The 15,707-nt window shown below is 54.2% G+C and carries 17 protein-coding genes; 11 read left to right on the forward strand and 6 right to left on the reverse strand.

The window, feature by feature from the left end:
- Positions 1–55: 55 nt before the first annotated feature.
- A complete protein-coding gene (locus tag FH755_RS04670; protein WP_292439123.1) occupies positions 56–931 on the forward strand; it encodes a pentapeptide repeat-containing protein in 876 nt (291 codons plus the stop codon).
- On the opposite strand, the gene FH755_RS04675 is transcribed toward FH755_RS04670, so the two are convergent.
- The 4 genes from FH755_RS04675 to pgl are packed head-to-tail and all read right to left on the reverse strand — an operon-like array spanning position 917 to position 3,647.
- The gene (locus tag FH755_RS04675) at positions 917–1,534 is read right to left on the reverse strand and encodes a DUF2238 domain-containing protein (RefSeq protein WP_292439125.1); all 618 of its coding nucleotides are present in this window, start codon (positions 1,532–1,534) and stop codon (positions 917–919) included. The two genes, FH755_RS04670 and FH755_RS04675, sit on opposite strands and share 15 nt — an antisense overlap.
- A gap of 38 nt (positions 1,535–1,572) precedes the next feature.
- Positions 1,573–1,953: a Co2+/Mg2+ efflux protein ApaG gene (gene apaG, locus FH755_RS04680; RefSeq protein ID WP_292439127.1), complete on the reverse strand. Its 381-nt coding sequence runs from the start codon at positions 1,951–1,953 to the stop codon at positions 1,573–1,575.
- A 3-nt stretch (positions 1,954–1,956) separates the two neighbouring features.
- A complete protein-coding gene (locus FH755_RS04685) occupies positions 1,957–2,934 on the reverse strand; it encodes a glucokinase (RefSeq protein WP_292439129.1) in 978 nt (325 codons plus the stop codon).
- A 2-nt stretch (positions 2,935–2,936) separates the two neighbouring features.
- Complete coding sequence (gene pgl / locus FH755_RS04690; RefSeq protein WP_292439131.1) at positions 2,937–3,647, reverse strand: 6-phosphogluconolactonase; 711 nt, start codon at positions 3,645–3,647, stop codon at positions 2,937–2,939.
- Positions 3,648–3,819: 172 nt separating this feature from the next.
- Between pgl and FH755_RS04695 the strand changes: the two genes are divergently transcribed.
- Positions 3,820–4,512 (forward strand): SIMPL domain-containing protein, encoded by a 693-nt coding sequence (locus tag FH755_RS04695; RefSeq protein WP_292439133.1) that lies wholly within the window; start codon positions 3,820–3,822, stop codon positions 4,510–4,512.
- Positions 4,513–4,559: 47 nt separating this feature from the next.
- Here FH755_RS04695 and ilvA read toward each other — a convergent pair whose 3' ends face one another.
- Positions 4,560–6,074, reverse strand: coding sequence for a threonine ammonia-lyase, biosynthetic (ilvA, locus tag FH755_RS04700; protein ID WP_292439135.1), 1,515 nt, complete (start codon positions 6,072–6,074; stop codon positions 4,560–4,562).
- A 143-nt stretch (positions 6,075–6,217) separates the two neighbouring features.
- On the opposite strand from ilvA, the gene rpiA reads away from it, so the two are divergent.
- The 3 genes from rpiA (at position 6,218) to lolD (ending at position 8,872) form a co-directional block, all read left to right on the forward strand.
- Positions 6,218–6,883, forward strand: coding sequence for a ribose-5-phosphate isomerase RpiA (rpiA, locus tag FH755_RS04705; protein ID WP_292439138.1), 666 nt, complete (start codon positions 6,218–6,220; stop codon positions 6,881–6,883).
- A gap of 62 nt (positions 6,884–6,945) precedes the next feature.
- A complete protein-coding gene (locus FH755_RS04710) occupies positions 6,946–8,196 on the forward strand; it encodes a lipoprotein-releasing ABC transporter permease subunit (protein WP_292439140.1) in 1,251 nt (416 codons plus the stop codon).
- Positions 8,189–8,872, forward strand: a complete 684-nt coding sequence (lolD, locus tag FH755_RS04715; RefSeq protein ID WP_292439142.1) for a lipoprotein-releasing ABC transporter ATP-binding protein LolD — start codon at positions 8,189–8,191, stop codon at positions 8,870–8,872. Before FH755_RS04710 ends, lolD begins: the two co-directional genes overlap by 8 nt.
- Here the strand turns inward: lolD and FH755_RS04720 are convergent.
- Positions 8,861–9,391 (reverse strand): DUF2062 domain-containing protein, encoded by a 531-nt coding sequence (locus FH755_RS04720; RefSeq protein ID WP_292439144.1) that lies wholly within the window; start codon positions 9,389–9,391, stop codon positions 8,861–8,863. The genes lolD and FH755_RS04720 overlap by 12 nt on opposite strands.
- 41 nt (positions 9,392–9,432) lie before the next feature.
- On the opposite strand from FH755_RS04720, the gene FH755_RS04725 reads away from it, so the two are divergent.
- The 6 genes from FH755_RS04725 (at position 9,433) to FH755_RS04750 (ending at position 15,706) form a co-directional block, all read left to right on the forward strand.
- The gene (locus FH755_RS04725) at positions 9,433–11,673 is read left to right on the forward strand and encodes a DNA internalization-related competence protein ComEC/Rec2 (RefSeq protein WP_292439146.1); all 2,241 of its coding nucleotides are present in this window, start codon (positions 9,433–9,435) and stop codon (positions 11,671–11,673) included.
- 61 nt (positions 11,674–11,734) lie between these two features.
- On the forward strand, positions 11,735–12,391 hold the full coding sequence (locus FH755_RS04730; protein WP_292439148.1) for a MotA/TolQ/ExbB proton channel family protein: 657 nt from the start codon (positions 11,735–11,737) through the stop codon (positions 12,389–12,391).
- Positions 12,366–12,791 carry a biopolymer transporter ExbD gene (locus FH755_RS04735; RefSeq protein ID WP_292439150.1) on the forward strand — a complete coding sequence of 142 codons (426 nt, stop codon included), beginning with the start codon at positions 12,366–12,368 and terminating at the stop codon, positions 12,789–12,791. The genes FH755_RS04730 and FH755_RS04735 overlap by 26 nt, the downstream gene beginning before the upstream one ends.
- On the forward strand, positions 12,788–14,545 hold the full coding sequence (gene msbA / locus FH755_RS04740; protein WP_292439152.1) for a lipid A export permease/ATP-binding protein MsbA: 1,758 nt from the start codon (positions 12,788–12,790) through the stop codon (positions 14,543–14,545). Before FH755_RS04735 ends, msbA begins: the two co-directional genes overlap by 4 nt.
- A 5-nt stretch (positions 14,546–14,550) precedes the next feature.
- Entirely contained in the window at positions 14,551–15,534 is a 984-nt protein-coding gene (gene lpxK / locus FH755_RS04745) for a tetraacyldisaccharide 4'-kinase (RefSeq protein WP_292439154.1), read from the forward strand.
- A complete protein-coding gene (locus FH755_RS04750; protein ID WP_292439156.1) occupies positions 15,527–15,706 on the forward strand; it encodes a Trm112 family protein in 180 nt (59 codons plus the stop codon). The genes lpxK and FH755_RS04750 overlap by 8 nt, the downstream gene beginning before the upstream one ends.
- Position 15,707 lies beyond the last annotated feature (1 nt).

Below are 15,707 nucleotides of genomic sequence, written 5' to 3' on the forward strand. Positions count from 1 at the left end.
AGATTTCAACATAATGCTAGTATAGCAATCAGAGGATTGCGCAGAGCAACGGGCAATGAATGACACACATGGACAATGCTATATCCGCAGGCAGGGAGAAATTTCCGGGCCTTTCAACGCCTCGGTGATTAGCAAGCACCTGCAGCTGGGCAGGCTGTCAATGGACGATGAAGTCTCTGCAGACGCTCAACACTGGCTGCCGCTGGCAAAACAAACGGCATTACACCCCGCCAGAGAGGATGTGGACAAAGTCCGCCGTTATCTGGATGAGAGAACCGGGCTTGATAGACGCCATCAGCAAAAATCACCTCCCAGGGAAGCACGTAAAAGACGCGGTGACCGCCGTTCACCGGAGCCGGAAGAGACCATGTCGAGACGCGCCCTGCGTCGTTATCTGATGGAGCAATTCCGGCATCGCCGTGAAAAAATGTTCTGGCCCCTGCTAACGACCTTCGTGTTGTTGCTGGCACTGATCATTCTGGCGACGCTTTTTCCCACCACAATCCCGGTCCCGCTTCCCAACTGCTCGGCTCCGCCGGCCCCCGGTGTTAACTGGAATAACTGTCTTAAACCGGATTTGTCCCTGCGCGGTGCAGACCTGAGTGGCGCCAGCTTCCGCAACAGTCAGTTGAGTCATGCGGATCTGATGAATGCCATACTGACTGAAACCGATATGGCCTATGCCAATCTGTACCAGGCCAACCTGAGCTACAGCAACCTGAGTCATACCAGCCTGTTCGGCAGTAACCTGACTGAAGCAGACCTGTCCTATGCCGATCTGCGTAATGCCGATCTTGCCTATGCCGATCTCAGCAATGCCAAACTGGGTGGTGCTGAACTTGAGGGAGCACGACTGGATAAAGCTATCTGGATTGACGGTCGTGAATGTGCGGAAGGTTCTGTCGGCGAGTGTTTGTCATCGGCTGAGTAGCGACCGCAACTGTCGATCCTGGCTTTTTGCCAGAAACAGTTGCGACAGAATACTGCCTGATAAGGCCAGAAACATATCCCACTGAGTATCCCAGTTATCGCCCTGGGTACCAAGAAAAGACTCAGCCGCCTGCTGATTGATTTCAGCTACCCACCATTCGATAAACTCGTAGCAGGCACTGACTGCCAGGCTGACACAGCAAAGTAGAAAGAACAGCCATTTGCCGCGCTGTAGCGGGGAGGTTCTCAGCAACAGTTCCCGTCCCAGCATGGCCGGCACCACACCCTGCACAAAATGACCGAGGCGATCGTAGTGATTTCTGGCCAGATCCCACTCCTGCTGAATCCAGTCAAACAGCGGGTTGTCGGCATAGGTGTAGTGACCGCCGACAATCAGGATAAGTGCAAACAAAGCGATAACGCGGATAGTGACCGCTGTCAGCGGGAAAGACCGGTGGCTGGCGAGCAGTAGCGGAATGGCAATCATGACCGGCAGCACTTCCATGAACCAGGTCAGCCGATCGGCGACCGGGTCGATGGCGGAATACAGCAAACTGACTGTGACAACAATCAGCCACGCCAGCTGTTCCTGATTAGCGGTCATCGCAGTGCCCGGCTGACAGGACCGCAGCAGGAACTGAATTAGTGGAGGGTTCTGGGCACAGCCAGCGTAAAGGCTGGTATCGCCACTTCAAATTGCTCGCCATTATCACCCACCATTTTATAATGGCCCTGCATCATACCCACCGGGGTATCCAGCATGGCAGCACTGGTATATGTGAATTCCTGCTCCGGAGCCAGATAAGGATGCAAACCGACTACGCCGTCGCCCTCCACTTCCTGTTCATGACCATCACCACCGGTGATTTTCCAGTAACGTGATAACAGCCGCGCTGCGGCCTGACTGTGGTTTTTTATGGTAATGGTGTAGGCAAACAGGTAGCGCGCTTTATCGGGGTCGGATTCCTGATCCAGATAGGTCGTCTCTACATTAACCTGAATATGATTATTGTCGTCGCTCATGGGTTAATTATACATGGCTTTGGCGGCCAGTAAGCGGGCCCCGTTCAGCCCGACTTCCGGTTGCATAATAAGTTTTACCGGGATGGCCTGCATCAAATCCTGCATGCGTCCTTTACTGTTGAAGGCATTAATAAAGTTAGACTGTTCCAGCAACTCGAGGTTCTTGGCTGCAATACCGCCGGCGATATACAAACCGCCGCCGGGCATCACTGTCAGCGCCAGATTACCGGCCTGTGCGCCGTAAATATCGAAGAACATCATCATTGCCTCTCTGGCCAGCGGATCACCCTGGCGGGCAAACACACTGATGGCATTGGCGCCGTCATCATTGACCATGGCGAGTCGGCATTCCGGGTTTTCATCCAACTGGCGGTAATCACGCAGGAAATTATAGATGGTGACAAGCCCTTGGCCTGATAAAACACGCTCGTAGGACACATGACCGAAACGTTCCAGTAAATGTTCAAACAGCCTCAGCTGTGTCCGGTCGACCGGTGCAAAATCAACATGGCCGCCCTCAGTAGGATAAACCTGCCAGCCATTTTGACCGGCAATCAGATAGGCCTGACCCAGGCCCGTACCGGCTCCGATGACGGCTCGCGGACCGCTTCGTTCTTGACCTGCCTGTAACACCATCAGCTCAACTTCAGTCAGACTTTCAATACCCTGACCTACTGCTTCAAAGTCATTACAGAGAATCACCTGCTTCAAATCAAAGCGGGCCTTGATCTCCAGACTGTTAAGCTGCCAGGGCAGATTGGTGACCCGCGCCGACGTCCCCTGCACCGGCCCTGCTACAGCAAAACAGGCGGTAATCTCATGACGATCGTTAATTGGCCTTAAAAACGCCGACAGCATCTGTTCAAAGTCAGGATAATCAGGGCTGTGATAACGTTCGGCCAGAATCACCTCGCCCGCAGCCGTGCTGAGCTGCAACAGTGTCTTGGTACCACCAATATCGGCTGCGAGCAGATAGGCCATTCTTATTGCCCGGCGGCGGCTTTATCCATAAACCAGTAATAGTCATTTTGCGGAGCGAGACGCTGCACCGGCAAGCCTTTGACCGCATCGGTAGTGATGTCTCTGACGATCTCGGCTTTGGCTTCACCGGCGATAAACACAATCACCTGACGGGCAGCATTAATCACCGGATAGGTCATGGTCACCCGCCAGGAATCAAATTTCTCGACATAGAGGCTGGTGGTCAGGGTTTCAGTGACATCCAGCGCCGGCGTTTCCGGGAACAGTGAGGCGATATGTCCATCCGGCCCCAGTCCCAGCAGCAGCAGATCAAACGGCGCACCATTCATCACTTCCCGCATCGTCTCTGCGTAGCGCACGGCGACATCGGCGGGTTCATTACTTTCCGTGGGCATACGATGCACGTTCTCAGCCGGGATCGGCACCAGATCAATCATCGCCTGACGAGCCATTTTGAAGTTGCTGTCATCATGCGTTGGCGGCACGCAGCGTTCATCTCCAAAAAACAAATGCACCCGTGACCAGTCAATCTGCTCAATAAACGGCGATGTGGCCAGCTTCTGGTAGAGGCCTTTCGGCGTTGAACCGCCGGCCAAAGCGACATAAAAAACACCGCGCTTGGCGATAGCCGCCCGCGCGGTGGCGACAAAATGTTCTGCGGCGGCGTTAATCAGACTGGCCGAATCCGGCAGGATCTTTTGTTCTGCTTTCATGAATTTCCTCTGTTACTGCTTATTTTAAGAATGAAACGGGTCTGGCTGCCGGACCGCTGAACTGCTGTCAAAGTCACAGTCCTGAAACAGCTTCACTGCTAGCATGATATATGAAAATACCGCGAAGTTGAGATACTCTTGAGTCCCGGAAGCCAATTCACAAGGATAGCTTATGAAACCCATTTTTGCCCTGATCCCCCTGATGCTGCTGTCTCCGCTTGCTCTGGCCGATGATGCCGTTCAGCTGGGTATTATTAACCTGGATGCCAGCGCCAGCCGAGCAGTGGAAAACGACGAACTGGTGACGCGGCTTGAGGTGATCGAAAACGGCCGGGATCCGGCCAAGCTGACTGATCTGGTCAACCAGAAAACCGCACTGGTACTGGATGCGGTAAAAAATTTCAAAGCGATTGAGGCCGAGACCTCAAGCTACAACACCCGGCCCGTCTATGACGACGGTAAAATTACTTCCTGGCAGGTGTCTCAGCAGTTGACGCTGGAAACCGGCAATTTTGACCAGATGAGCCGGTTGATTGCTGATATCAGCTCCATGGCTAATATTCAGTCAATGCATTTCCAGGTCTCCGACAGTAAAGCTGAGACTATCAAGCAGACATTACTGAAAGAAGCCATCGCCAAATTCAGAGCCAAGGCCAAACTGGTTGCCGGCGAATTCGATCGCTCCGGTTACGAACTGGTTAACCTGTCGATTGATGGTAATGACTTCACGCCACGGCCAATGATGGAACGGGCCACGATGATGGCCTCTGACAGTATGAGCAAAAGCGCCCCGGCAGCCTTGGCCGGTGGCAAGAACGATATCACACTGACCGTCAGAGGCAGCGTGCAGCTGAATCTGCAGTAATAACGATCAGCAATCAATAAAAAGGCCTGCTCAAGCAGGCCTTTTTCTTATTTAAGAAACAGCGGATAGGCGGGGTTATCAGTTTCTTCCCAATAGCTGTAACCCAGCGTATCCAGGAAAGTCTGAAAGTCTTTCTGATAATCGGCTGGCACCTGAATTCCGGCCAGCACGCGGCCATAAGCTGCGCCATGATTGCGGTAATGGAACAAACTGATATTCCAGCGTTTGCCGATACGGGTCAGGAACCTTAGCAAGGCACCGGGACGCTCCGGAAACTCAAAGCGGATAAGTCGCTCATCGGTGACCTGTGGAGCGTGACCGCCCACCATGTAGCGGATGTGCAGCTTGGCCATTTCGTTATCGGTAAAGTCGACCCATTCATAACCGCCTTTATCCAGCAAATCGAACAGCTGCTGGCGCTCTTCATCCTTACCGTTAATGCGCACGCCCACAAACACCTGTGCCTGACGGTCATCGGCATAGCGGTAATTGAACTCGGTAATACCCCGATCCCCCAGCGTTTTACAGAATTTCTGGAAGCTGCCCGGCTGCTCATCAATCTTGGTTGCAAACAGCACTTCCCGGCGTTCACCAATTTCGGCCCGTTCGGCAACATGGCGCAAACGGTCAAAGTTGATATTGGCGCCGCTATCGATCACGACCATATGCTGGTTTTGCATCGGATTCTGCGCCAGGTATTTTTTCACCCCCGCCACAGCCAGCGCGCCGGAAGGCTCGGCGATCGAACGGGTATCTTCAAAGATATCCATGATGGCGGCGCACAGTTCATCGCTGTCGACCGTGATCACTTCATCAACCGTCTCACGGCAGATACGGAAAGGTTCGACACCGATTTGCCGGACCGCAGTGCCGTCGGCAAACAATCCGACCTGATCCAGCTTGACCCGTTCATCCGCCTCCAGTGCAGCTTTCAGACTGGCCGCATCCGCCGGTTCCACGGCGATGATTTTAATTTCAGGCCAGAAAGCTTTGATATAGGCGGCGATACCCGAGATCAGACCACCGCCACCGACCGGAACAAAAATCGCGTGCAATGGATCGGGATGCTGACGAATGATTTCCATCGCGATAGTGCCCTGACCGGCAATGACTTCCGGATCGTCATAAGGATGAATATAAGTACGGCCCTGCTTATCAGCGACATCATGCGCATAGGCGCCGGCATCATCGTAGCTGTTACCATGCAGCGTAATCTCCGCCCCCAGCGTGCGCACCGCCTCGACCTTGATCGGCGGCGTGGTTTTGGGCATAACGATCACGGCTGAAATACCCATTTTCTGTGCCGCCAGCGCAACGCCCTGGGCATGATTACCAGCAGAAGCGCAAACCACACCGCGGGCTTTTTCCTCATCGCTCAACTGACTCATACGGTTATAGGCACCGCGCAGTTTGAATGAAAAAACAGGCTGCAAATCCTCGCGCTTGAGCAGAATGGTGTTCTGCAGCCGTTGTGACAGCCTGGGCATGATGTCCAGTGGTGTCTCCTGGGCCACATCGTAAACCCGGGCTTTGAGGATCTTTTCTACATATGCAGTGAGCATTGCCATCCAAATTCAGTCAGTTAAGAAAATCCGTGAAGCCGACAAAGACGGCTCGTGACCGCTTACGTTACCATTGACACTGATTTATCTCTATAATTGCCGGGATAATTTTTTAAGCAATCTGAATTCAAGAGGAAGCACATATGAATGCTGATGAAATGAAAAAGCAGGCTGCCTGGGCAGCCCTGGAATACATCAAGGGCGACGGCATCGTCGGTGTCGGTACCGGCTCTACCGTCAATCACTTTATTGATGCCCTCGCCACTATCAAAGGTCGTATTGAAGGCGCGGTGTCCAGCTCAGAAGCTTCCACTCAGAAACTCAAAGCCAACGGTATCAAGGTCTATGATCTGAATGAATGCAATGAGGTTGAAGTCTATGTCGATGGTGCCGACGAAGCCAATGCCTACCTGGAACTGGTCAAAGGTGGCGGCGGCGCACTGACCCGTGAAAAAATCATTGCCGCGGCCAGCCAGCAGTTCGTCTGCATCGTTGATGCCAGCAAACAGGTTGATGTGCTGGGTAAGTTCCCGCTGCCGGTGGAAGTGATTCCGATGGCGCGCAGCTACGTCGCCCGCGAAATCGTCAAACTGGGCGGCCAGCCGGTTTACCGTGAAGGTTTTATCACCGATAACGGCAATGTCATTCTCGACGTACACGGCCTCGACATCATGGAGCCGATTAAACTGGAAAAAACCCTGAACGATATCGTTGGTGTGGTGACTAACGGTCTGTTTGCGATGCGCCCGGCAGATGTATTGCTGGTCGGCACCGAAGACGGCACCAAAACCGTTCACGCAAAATCCTGATAACCTGAGGCCGGCCCGCATAGCTGCGGCCGGCCCCGTTTCCTCTACAAGTTGGCGCCTCTATGTTCAGACCGCTCAGCCTCTATATCGGCATGCGCTACACCCGCGCTAAACGCCGCAATCATTTCATTTCCTTTATCTCTTTGACCTCAATGCTCGGGGTGGCACTGGGGGTCGCGGCATTGATCACCGTATTGTCGGTTATGAACGGCTTCGAGAAGGAACTGAAGGAACGCATTCTGGGCATGACCTCGCATGCCTTCATTACCGGTGCTGATGGCACCCTCGATGACTGGCAGAGTCTTCAGGATCGCATCAAAGACCACCCTGAACTGGTCGATTCAGCGCCGTTTGTTGAAGGCCAGGCCATGCTCAGTCAGGGCAACCGGGTCCGCGGCACACTAGTGCGCGGCATTGATGTCGAGCTGGAACAAACCGTTTCCAGCATCGGTGAAAAGGTCGTTCAGGGCAAGCTGGAAGCACTGGAAGATGGCAGCTTCGGGATTTTGCTGGGCAAGGATCTGGCCATGGCGATGGGCGTCGTCACCGGCGACAAGATCACCATGATCACCCCGCATGTCAGCCCGACCCCGGCTGGCGTCATACCCCGTCTCAAACGGCTGACCGTGGTCGGTATTTTTGAGATTGGCATGTATGAATACGACAGCTCGCTGGCGGTGATGAATATCCGCGATGCCGCCAAGCTGTTCAAGATTCCCAATCAGGGCGTGACCGGTCTGCGTCTCGAATTTGACGATGTATTCCGGGCACCGCAACTGCTGCGTGAAGTCATGCAGGATGTGCCCACCCATTACCGCGGTGCCGACTGGACTTACCAGCATGCCAACTTCTTTCGTGCACTGAAGACGGAAAAAACGGTGATGTTTGTGATCCTGATGCTGATTGTCGCAGTGGCGGCCTTTAATATCGTCTCCACCCTGGTGATGATGGTCACCGATAAACACGCTGATATCGCCATCCTGAGAACACTGGGCATGACACCGGGCAAGGTCATGGGCATCTTTATGGTTCAGGGCACACTTATCGGACTTATCGGAACTGCCTTGGGGGTTATCGGCGGCATTTTGCTGGCGCTGAATATCGAGACGCTGATCGCCAAACTGGAAAATCTGATTGGCTACCAGTTCCTGCCGGCCGATGTTTATTACATCAGCAGCCTGCCGTCTGATCTGCAATACAACGATGTCAGCGTGATCGCGATCACCGCCTTTGTATTATCCATTCTCTCCACGCTTTACCCTTCCTGGCGCGCTGCCCAGGTAAAACCGGCCGAGGCGCTTCGTTATGACTGATTCCGTTTTATCGGCCAGCAAGCTGGCTAAATCCTTTACCGATGGCGGCCTTGAGACCCATGTGCTGGAAAATATCAATATTGAGGTCAACAAAGGTGATCGACTGGCGATTGTCGGCAGCTCCGGCTCCGGCAAAAGCACTCTGCTGCATATTCTGGGTGGACTTGAGAGCCCGACCCAGGGACAGGTACTGGTCAGCGGCCAGGATATTCACGCACTGAGTAATAAAGCAGCCAGCCGTCTGCGTAATCAGCAACTGGGCTTTGTTTACCAGTTTCATCACCTGTTGCCCGAGTTCACTGCGGTAGAAAATGTGGCAATGCCACTGGTCATCGGCGGTCTGGCACCGAAACCGGCGCAGCGCCAAGCCCGCGAGTTGCTGGAAACGGTCGGCCTGGGCCATCGTCTGGCACATAAACCGGGTGAATTGTCAGGGGGGGAAAGACAACGCGCCGCACTGGCCCGGGCGCTGATTACCGAACCCGCCTGTCTGCTGGCTGATGAGCCGACCGGTAATCTCGATCATCGCACCGCGCAATCCATTTTTGATTTATTGCTGACACTGAATCGTGATTTGGGGACGGCGCTGGTGATTGTAACTCACGATACCGAACTGGCCGGCAAAATGGACCGCACCATGACCTTAATGGACGGCGTGCTGCAGTCAGACGCCTGAGCGGGAATTATGTTTGTGGGGGCGTTTGCTCCAGCTGCGAATCACTACCAGCCGCCATCCAATGCGGACAAACAGCACACCGGCAAGAGCGGCCAGCAGGCCCATGATTGTGCAGCCCAGCAGCAAGGGCTGCCATATCTTCAGAAATTCGTAGCTGAACCATTCCCAGCTGGGGGTGAAGGCATACTGCCCCACAGGCACCTCCAGAATCCAGGCGCCCAATTTGTAGGCATAAAAGAAAATAGGGGCGAAGGTGAATGGATTCGTAACCCACACCGCCATTGAGGCAATCGGCAGGTTGACCCGCAGCCAGATAGCGAGCGCGGCCGCTATAAACATCTGACCCAGCACCGGCATAAAACCCACAAACAAACCCAGCGCCATGCCCCCCGCCACCGAACGTCGGTTCAGGTGCCAGAGCCTAGGCTCAGTCAGCCGTTGACCAAACTTGCGCAGGTGGGGATGTTCGCGCATCGTTTCGTGATCTGGCATGATGCGTTTTAGGAATTTACGAGGCATCGTGTCTCAGTCGTGCAAAGTCGGCGTCATTATAGGGATATATGGTTAAAACCGCCATCGCGTTTTTGCTGGGCTGCGCACTGTGTCTGAACCTCAGTGAACTGCCCCGCTATGGATGGCTGCTGGCAGTGGCTTTGCCCTTCACCTTCCGGTTCAGACAAACCGTGCTCAGTGCTTTCATTGTCGGCTTGTTATGGGCCGGATTTCAAGCGCAGCTCAGAATCGATCAGCGTCTGCCGGAACATAAGGCCAGCCAGGATAGCCTGCTCAGTGGTGTTATTGCTTCTATTCCTGAACAGCATGACCAGGTTTTACGCTTCAACTTCCGGTCTCAACACCCGGATTTCCCTCCCTTATTGCGCCTGAGCTGGTATTACCCTGAATCAAAACTGCCGGCACCGGGCGAACACTGGCAACTTCGGGTCCGGCTAAAACCACCGGCAGGCATGAAAAATCCGGGTGGCTTCGATTATGAAAAATTGTTATTCACCGAAGGCATCGGTGCCACTGGCTATGTCCGTAAACATCCGGATAACCGGCGACTGGCACCGGCGTCAGACTGGCAGCTGGATAAACTTCGGCTGCAAATCCAGCATAAGCTGACCGCTTTACTCAAAGACAGCCAGCAGCTGCCTTCTATTCTGGGGCTTTCGGTCGGACAGCGTGACCTGCTTAATACCGAACACTGGCGGGTATTACGCGAAACCGGCACCAGCCATTTAGTGGCTATTTCCGGACTGCATATCGGTCTTGCCGCGGCGCTGGGCTTTTTTCTGTTCCGCTGGAGCTGGAGCCTCTCACTAACTGCCCTCAGCCTGTTACCGGCACGCCAGGCAGGCGCATTGGGCGGCTTCAGCTTCGCCCTGTTCTATGCACTACTGGCAGGGATGGCCATCCCCACCCAGCGTGCTCTGATTATGGTCAGCACGGTGATGCTGGCGCTGCTGCTGAAAAGGCCGCTCTATCCCGGCCACATCCTCGCGCTCAGCCTGTTACTGGTCCTGCTGTTCGATCCGTTTTCAGTACTCAGCGCCGGATTCTGGCTGTCCTTCTCGGCCGTGGCGTTGATCCTGCTGACCTGTAGTGCCCGCTTTCCGGCGAAACGCGGCAACTGGGTCTGGATTCATCTCTGGCTGGCATTGGGACTGATGCCGCTGCTGATTATTTTCTTCGGCCAGATATCGTTAATTTCACCTCTCGCCAATCTCATTGCCGTGCCACTGGTCAGCTTACTGGTAGTACCGCTGATTCTCGCCGGTATGTTGCTGTTAGTGATCAGTGATCCCATCAGTCATCTGGCCCTGTCCGTGGCAGATTATTTGCTCGGCTGGCTCTGGCGGATGTTGAACTGGCTGGCTTCCCTGCCGCTTGCTGACTGGCAGTTACCGGCAATGCCCTGGTGGCTAACCGCGCTTATCGGATTACTGACTGTCTTGCTGTTATTACCACGCGCCATGCCTGCCCGGTGGCTGGGCTTGCTGGCCATCCTGGCGCTGATAAGCTATTCCCCTGCCCGGCCGCCGGCAGGCCAGATCTATTTCACGCTGCTGGATGTCGGTCAGGGCCTCGCCGCAGTTGTCGAGACCCATTCCCACACGCTGGTATTTGATACCGGACCGCGATACAGCGAACGTTTTGACACCGGTAGCGCGGTCGTTGTCCCCTATCTACAGAGTCGCGGCATTGAGAAGATAGATCGGCTTCTGATCAGTCACGGCGATAATGATCATATCGGCGGAGTGAACGGACTCAAGCAGCATCTGCCGGTAACAAAGTTAATCAGCAGTGATGTAGCAACGCTGCCCGGCGCCCGTCCCTGTGAAGCCGGCCAGCAATGGCGTTGGGATGAGGTGTTGTTTGAAGTATTGCTGCCACTGGCGGATCAGCCTGGTAGTGATAATAACCGCTCCTGTGTGCTAAAAGTGACAGCGGACAATATGACATTGCTGTTACCCGGTGATATCGAGCGCGAAAGTGAACGGCAGCTACTGGCGCGATACGGTGGGCAGCTTAAGGCTGACATACTGGTGGTACCGCATCATGGTAGCCTCACCTCTTCAGGCATCCGCTTTGTTCAGACCGTCAAGCCAGGCTATGCCCTGTTCCCGGTCGGTTATCGCAACCGCTATGGCTTTCCCAAACAAAAAGTAGTTGATCGCTATCTCAATGAGGCTAGCATTATTCTGCGTAGCGATCAGCACGGCGCCATACTGTTTCGCGATGAGCAAGTCGTCACGACCTGGCGACAAAACGCGGCAGGCCTCTGGACAGCAAACTACTGAGTCTTGTCATTTTCACGTATGATGAGCGCTGTCATCATTGGATCAACAGAGACGAAATATCATGCTGGAACTGTTTAAAGCAGGCGGTTGGTTGATGATACCGCTGTTTATCTGTTCGGTTATCTCGATTGCCATCATTGCCGAACGCTTCTGGAGTTTACAGACAAAGAGGATTGCACCTGCCGAACTGGTCACACAAATCTGGCAATGGCTGCAATACAATCAGGTCGACGAGCAACGGATTAAAACCTTACAGAATAACTCGCCGTTGGGACAAATTTTGGCAGCGGGCCTGACTAACCGCTACAGCTCGCGCGAAATCACCAAGGAGAGCATTCAGGATGTCGGCCGTCATGTCACCGTCGCGATGGAACGCAATCTCAACACGCTGGGCACAATCGCCGCTATCTCACCGCTAATCGGTCTGCTTGGCACCGTCGTCGGCATGATTAAAGTCTTTGCGGTGATTACTGCTGAAGGTGTCGGCAACCCGGAAACGCTGGCCGGCGGGATTTCTGAGGCCCTGATCACCACCGCCGCGGGCCTGGTTGTTGCCATTCCCAGCCTGATTTTCTATCGCTATTATCGCGGCAAAATCAACAAGCTGGTCGTCGGTATGGAAGAACAGGCGATGAAGCTGATTGAAATCCTGCATGGCGAACGTCAATTTGATGTGGATGAGGAAACCCGACGTGAATCTGTCACCACAACGATCTGAAGAGCCCGATGTCAATCTGACGCCGATGATCGACGTCGTTTTTCTGCTGTTGCTGTTTTTTATGGTCTCCACCAGCTTTATCCGCGAGAGTTCGCTGAAAGTCGACCTGCCCGAAGCGACCGGCGAAGCAATGGTAGAGCAGGAACAGCCGATAGATATTGTCATCCAGGCTGATGGACAGTTTCTGGTTAATGGTGAAGCGCTCACTGTGGTCAGCCGTGATAGCCTGCGAACCGTCTTACGCAGCGTGGCCGGCGATAATCAGGATCCACATATCATTATCAGCGCCGACGCCGATGCCCAGTACCAGCATATTGTGACCGCCATGGATACTGCCCAGCAGATGGGCTTCAGTAAACTGACCCTGGCAACCCGACAAACCCGAACTGAAAACGAATGACAGATAACGACGTCGAAATCAGCGCTGTACAGTTGTACAAGCGTCTGCTGAGCTATGCCAAGCCCTACTGGCGCGCCTTTGTGGCGGTGGTGCTGGCCATGATCGTTTACGCCGGCACCGAAACCGGTGTCGCCATGGTCATGAAGCCGCTGATGGATCAGGGCTTTGTTGAACGCGACCCGGATATCATCCAGTTAATTCCTCTGGCCATTATTGGCCTGTTTCTGGTGCGCGGTCTGGCAGATTTCTTCACCACTTATGGTCTGGGCTGGATTGCCCGCAATGTGATCAAGACGCTGCGCGAGCAGATGTTCAACAAGCTGCTGGTATTACCAGCTCCATTTTATGATCACAGCACCTCGGGCCAGCTGATGTCGAAGCTGGTTTATGACGTTGAACAGGTCGCCTCGGCCGCAACCGATGCTGTACTGACCATTATCCGTGACAGCCTGACGATTATCGGTCTGCTGATCTGGATGTTCTATCTCAGCGGCTTTTTATCACTGTTGATTTTCTTCACCGTCCCGTTTATCGCGCTGCTGGTTTATTACGTCAGCATTCGCTTTCGCCGCATCAGTAAGCACATCCAGAATTCGATGGGCGATGTCAGCCATGTGTCCGGTGAAATCATCGAAGGTCACCGTGAAGTCAAAACCTTCGGCGGCCAGGCCTATGAATCAAAACGCTTTGACAGGGTCAATCAGGGCAACCGCCGCCAGCAGATGAAGAAAATCGCCACCGATGCGGTCAGCCAGCCACTGACTGCACTGATAGCCGCCGTCGGCATGGCGCTGGTTATCTATATCGCGACCCTGCCGCAAATGCTGGACAAGATCACGGTTGGTGACTTTATTTCCTTTATCACCGCGATGATGATGCTGCTGACGCCGATGAAACGGCTGACCAAGGTCAACGCCAAATTACAGGCCGGTATCGCCGCCGCCGAAAGTATTTTTAAACTGCTGGATGAACGGCCGGAAGTGGATGACGGCCAGCGTCGGCTGGAACGCGCCGAGGGCCGTATTGAATACCGCGATGTCAGTTTCAGCTACAACGAAAACAAAGGCCGCGTGCTGAGTCATATTAATTTCATTGCCAAACCGGGCCAGACTATTGCCTTTGTGGGTCATTCAGGCAGCGGTAAAACAACGCTGGTGAGCCTGCTGGCGCGTTTTTACAATGTCCGTGACGGCCAGATTCTGATTGATGATATCGACATCAATGAACTTAAGCTCGCCGATTTAAGGCGTCAGATTTCACTGGTCAACCAGCAGGTCGTCCTGTTCAACGACAGCATTGCCAACAATATCCGCTATGGTTTGCCGGGCGAAATCAGTGAGCAGACGATTATCGATGCCGCCAAATCCGCCCATGCCTGGGACTTTATCCAGCGACTGCCAGAAGGATTGCAGACCCAGGTTGGGGAAAACGGCGTGTTACTCTCCGGTGGCCAGCGTCAGCGACTGGCGATTGCCCGCGCCCTGCTGCGCGATTCACCGATTCTGATTCTGGACGAAGCCACGTCAGCGCTGGACACCGAGGCAGAAAGACATATTCAGGCGGCGCTGGAACACCTGATGCAGCAGCGAACCACGCTGGTGATTGCCCACCGCTTATCAACGATTGAAAAAGCGGATCTGATTGTGGTGATGCATAACGGTGAAATTATGGAAACCGGCACCCACAGCGAATTACTGGCCAAAGGCAGTCATTACGCCGAACTGCACCGTCTGCAATTTCAGGAGCAGGCGTAAGCGCGATGCAATGGCTGAGTAACAGCTGGTACCGATTGCATCCGGTGCGCTGGCTGCTACTGCCACTGAGCCTGCTTTACCGGCTGATTGTCGCAGCACGCAGAACAGCCTATCAGCGTGGCTGGCTGACCCGACACAAAATGCGGGTGCCCGTCATTGTGGTGGGCAATATCAGTGTCGGCGGTACCGGTAAAACCCCTTTTGTTTTATGGCTATGTGACCAGCTCAAGCAGGCCGGTTTCAAACCCGGGATTATCAGCCGCGGCTATGGTGGCAAGGCCAGGCATTATCCACTGGATGTCACCGCGCAGACGACCACCGCCGAAGCCGGTGACGAACCGGTACTGATTGCCAGACGCAGTGGCTGCCCGGTCGTGGTTGATCCCGATCGCAGCCGCGCTGCCGTGCATCTGCTCAGTCAACAGGCATGTGATGTCATCATCTCAGATGACGGTCTGCAGCATTACGCGCTCGAACGTGATATTGAAATCTGTCTGGTCGATAGCCAGCGCCGTTTCGGCAATAAACTGTGCCTGCCGGCGGGCCCGTTACGGGAACCGGTATCACGGCTGCAGTCGGTTAATTTTGTGGTCTACAACGGTGAAGCGGCCAGTCAGCGTTACCAGATGCAGCTGGAAGCCAGCCACTGGATCAAACTGACCGATCCTGAGCAGCAACTGCCACTCTCAGCTTTTCAGGCGCAGGAAGTGCATGCCGTGGCCGGCATTGGGCATCCGCAACGCTTCTTCGACTTATTGTGTGAGCATGAGATCATTGTGCATCCGCATGCTTTTGATGATCACCATGATTTCAGCGCCGGTGACCTGGACTTTGGCGATGAATTGCCGGTACTGATGACCGAGAAGGATGCGGTAAAATGTCAGGCATTCGCCCATCCGCATCACTGGTATCTGCCGGTGACGGCCCGCATTGATGACAGCCTGGCGCAAGCCATTGTGAACAAACTAAAGGACCCTACTGATGGATAATGCCTTACTGGAAATTCTGGCCTGTCCCGCCTGCAAAAGCAGCCTCCATTACAACAAAGCCCGTCAGGAACTGGTCTGTCGTGGTTGCAGACTTGCTTATCCTATCCGTGATGATATTCCGGTCATGCTGACCGAAGAAGCCCGCGAACTGGCCGCAGACGAAGAGATTTAAG

Origin of the sequence: Methylophaga sp., assembly GCF_009711715.1 — a bacterium.
Classification (GTDB): domain Bacteria; phylum Pseudomonadota; class Gammaproteobacteria; order Nitrosococcales; family Methylophagaceae; genus Methylophaga.

What these genes read in the sequence shown, in the direction of transcription:
- FH755_RS04670 (WP_292439123.1), top strand. Translation starts at nt 56, where the DNA reads ATGAATGACACACATGGACAATGCTATATCCGCAGGCAGGGAGAAATT.
- FH755_RS04675 (WP_292439125.1), bottom strand. Translation starts at nt 1,534, where the DNA reads ATGACCGCTAATCAGGAACAGCTGGCGTGGCTGATTGTTGTCACAGTC.
- apaG (WP_292439127.1), bottom strand. Translation starts at nt 1,953, where the DNA reads ATGAGCGACGACAATAATCATATTCAGGTTAATGTAGAGACGACCTAT.
- FH755_RS04685 (WP_292439129.1), bottom strand. Translation starts at nt 2,934, where the DNA reads ATGGCCTATCTGCTCGCAGCCGATATTGGTGGTACCAAGACACTGTTG.
- pgl (WP_292439131.1), bottom strand. Translation starts at nt 3,647, where the DNA reads ATGAAAGCAGAACAAAAGATCCTGCCGGATTCGGCCAGTCTGATTAAC.
- FH755_RS04695 (WP_292439133.1), top strand. Translation starts at nt 3,820, where the DNA reads ATGAAACCCATTTTTGCCCTGATCCCCCTGATGCTGCTGTCTCCGCTT.
- ilvA (WP_292439135.1), bottom strand. Translation starts at nt 6,074, where the DNA reads ATGCTCACTGCATATGTAGAAAAGATCCTCAAAGCCCGGGTTTACGAT.
- rpiA (WP_292439138.1), top strand. Translation starts at nt 6,218, where the DNA reads ATGAATGCTGATGAAATGAAAAAGCAGGCTGCCTGGGCAGCCCTGGAA.
- FH755_RS04710 (WP_292439140.1), top strand. Translation starts at nt 6,946, where the DNA reads ATGTTCAGACCGCTCAGCCTCTATATCGGCATGCGCTACACCCGCGCT.
- lolD (WP_292439142.1), top strand. Translation starts at nt 8,189, where the DNA reads ATGACTGATTCCGTTTTATCGGCCAGCAAGCTGGCTAAATCCTTTACC.
- FH755_RS04720 (WP_292439144.1), bottom strand. Translation starts at nt 9,391, where the DNA reads ATGCCTCGTAAATTCCTAAAACGCATCATGCCAGATCACGAAACGATG.
- FH755_RS04725 (WP_292439146.1), top strand. Translation starts at nt 9,433, where the DNA reads ATGGTTAAAACCGCCATCGCGTTTTTGCTGGGCTGCGCACTGTGTCTG.
- FH755_RS04730 (WP_292439148.1), top strand. Translation starts at nt 11,735, where the DNA reads ATGCTGGAACTGTTTAAAGCAGGCGGTTGGTTGATGATACCGCTGTTT.
- msbA (WP_292439152.1), top strand. Translation starts at nt 12,788, where the DNA reads ATGACAGATAACGACGTCGAAATCAGCGCTGTACAGTTGTACAAGCGT.
- lpxK (WP_292439154.1), top strand. Translation starts at nt 14,551, where the DNA reads ATGCAATGGCTGAGTAACAGCTGGTACCGATTGCATCCGGTGCGCTGG.
- FH755_RS04750 (WP_292439156.1), top strand. Translation starts at nt 15,527, where the DNA reads ATGGATAATGCCTTACTGGAAATTCTGGCCTGTCCCGCCTGCAAAAGC.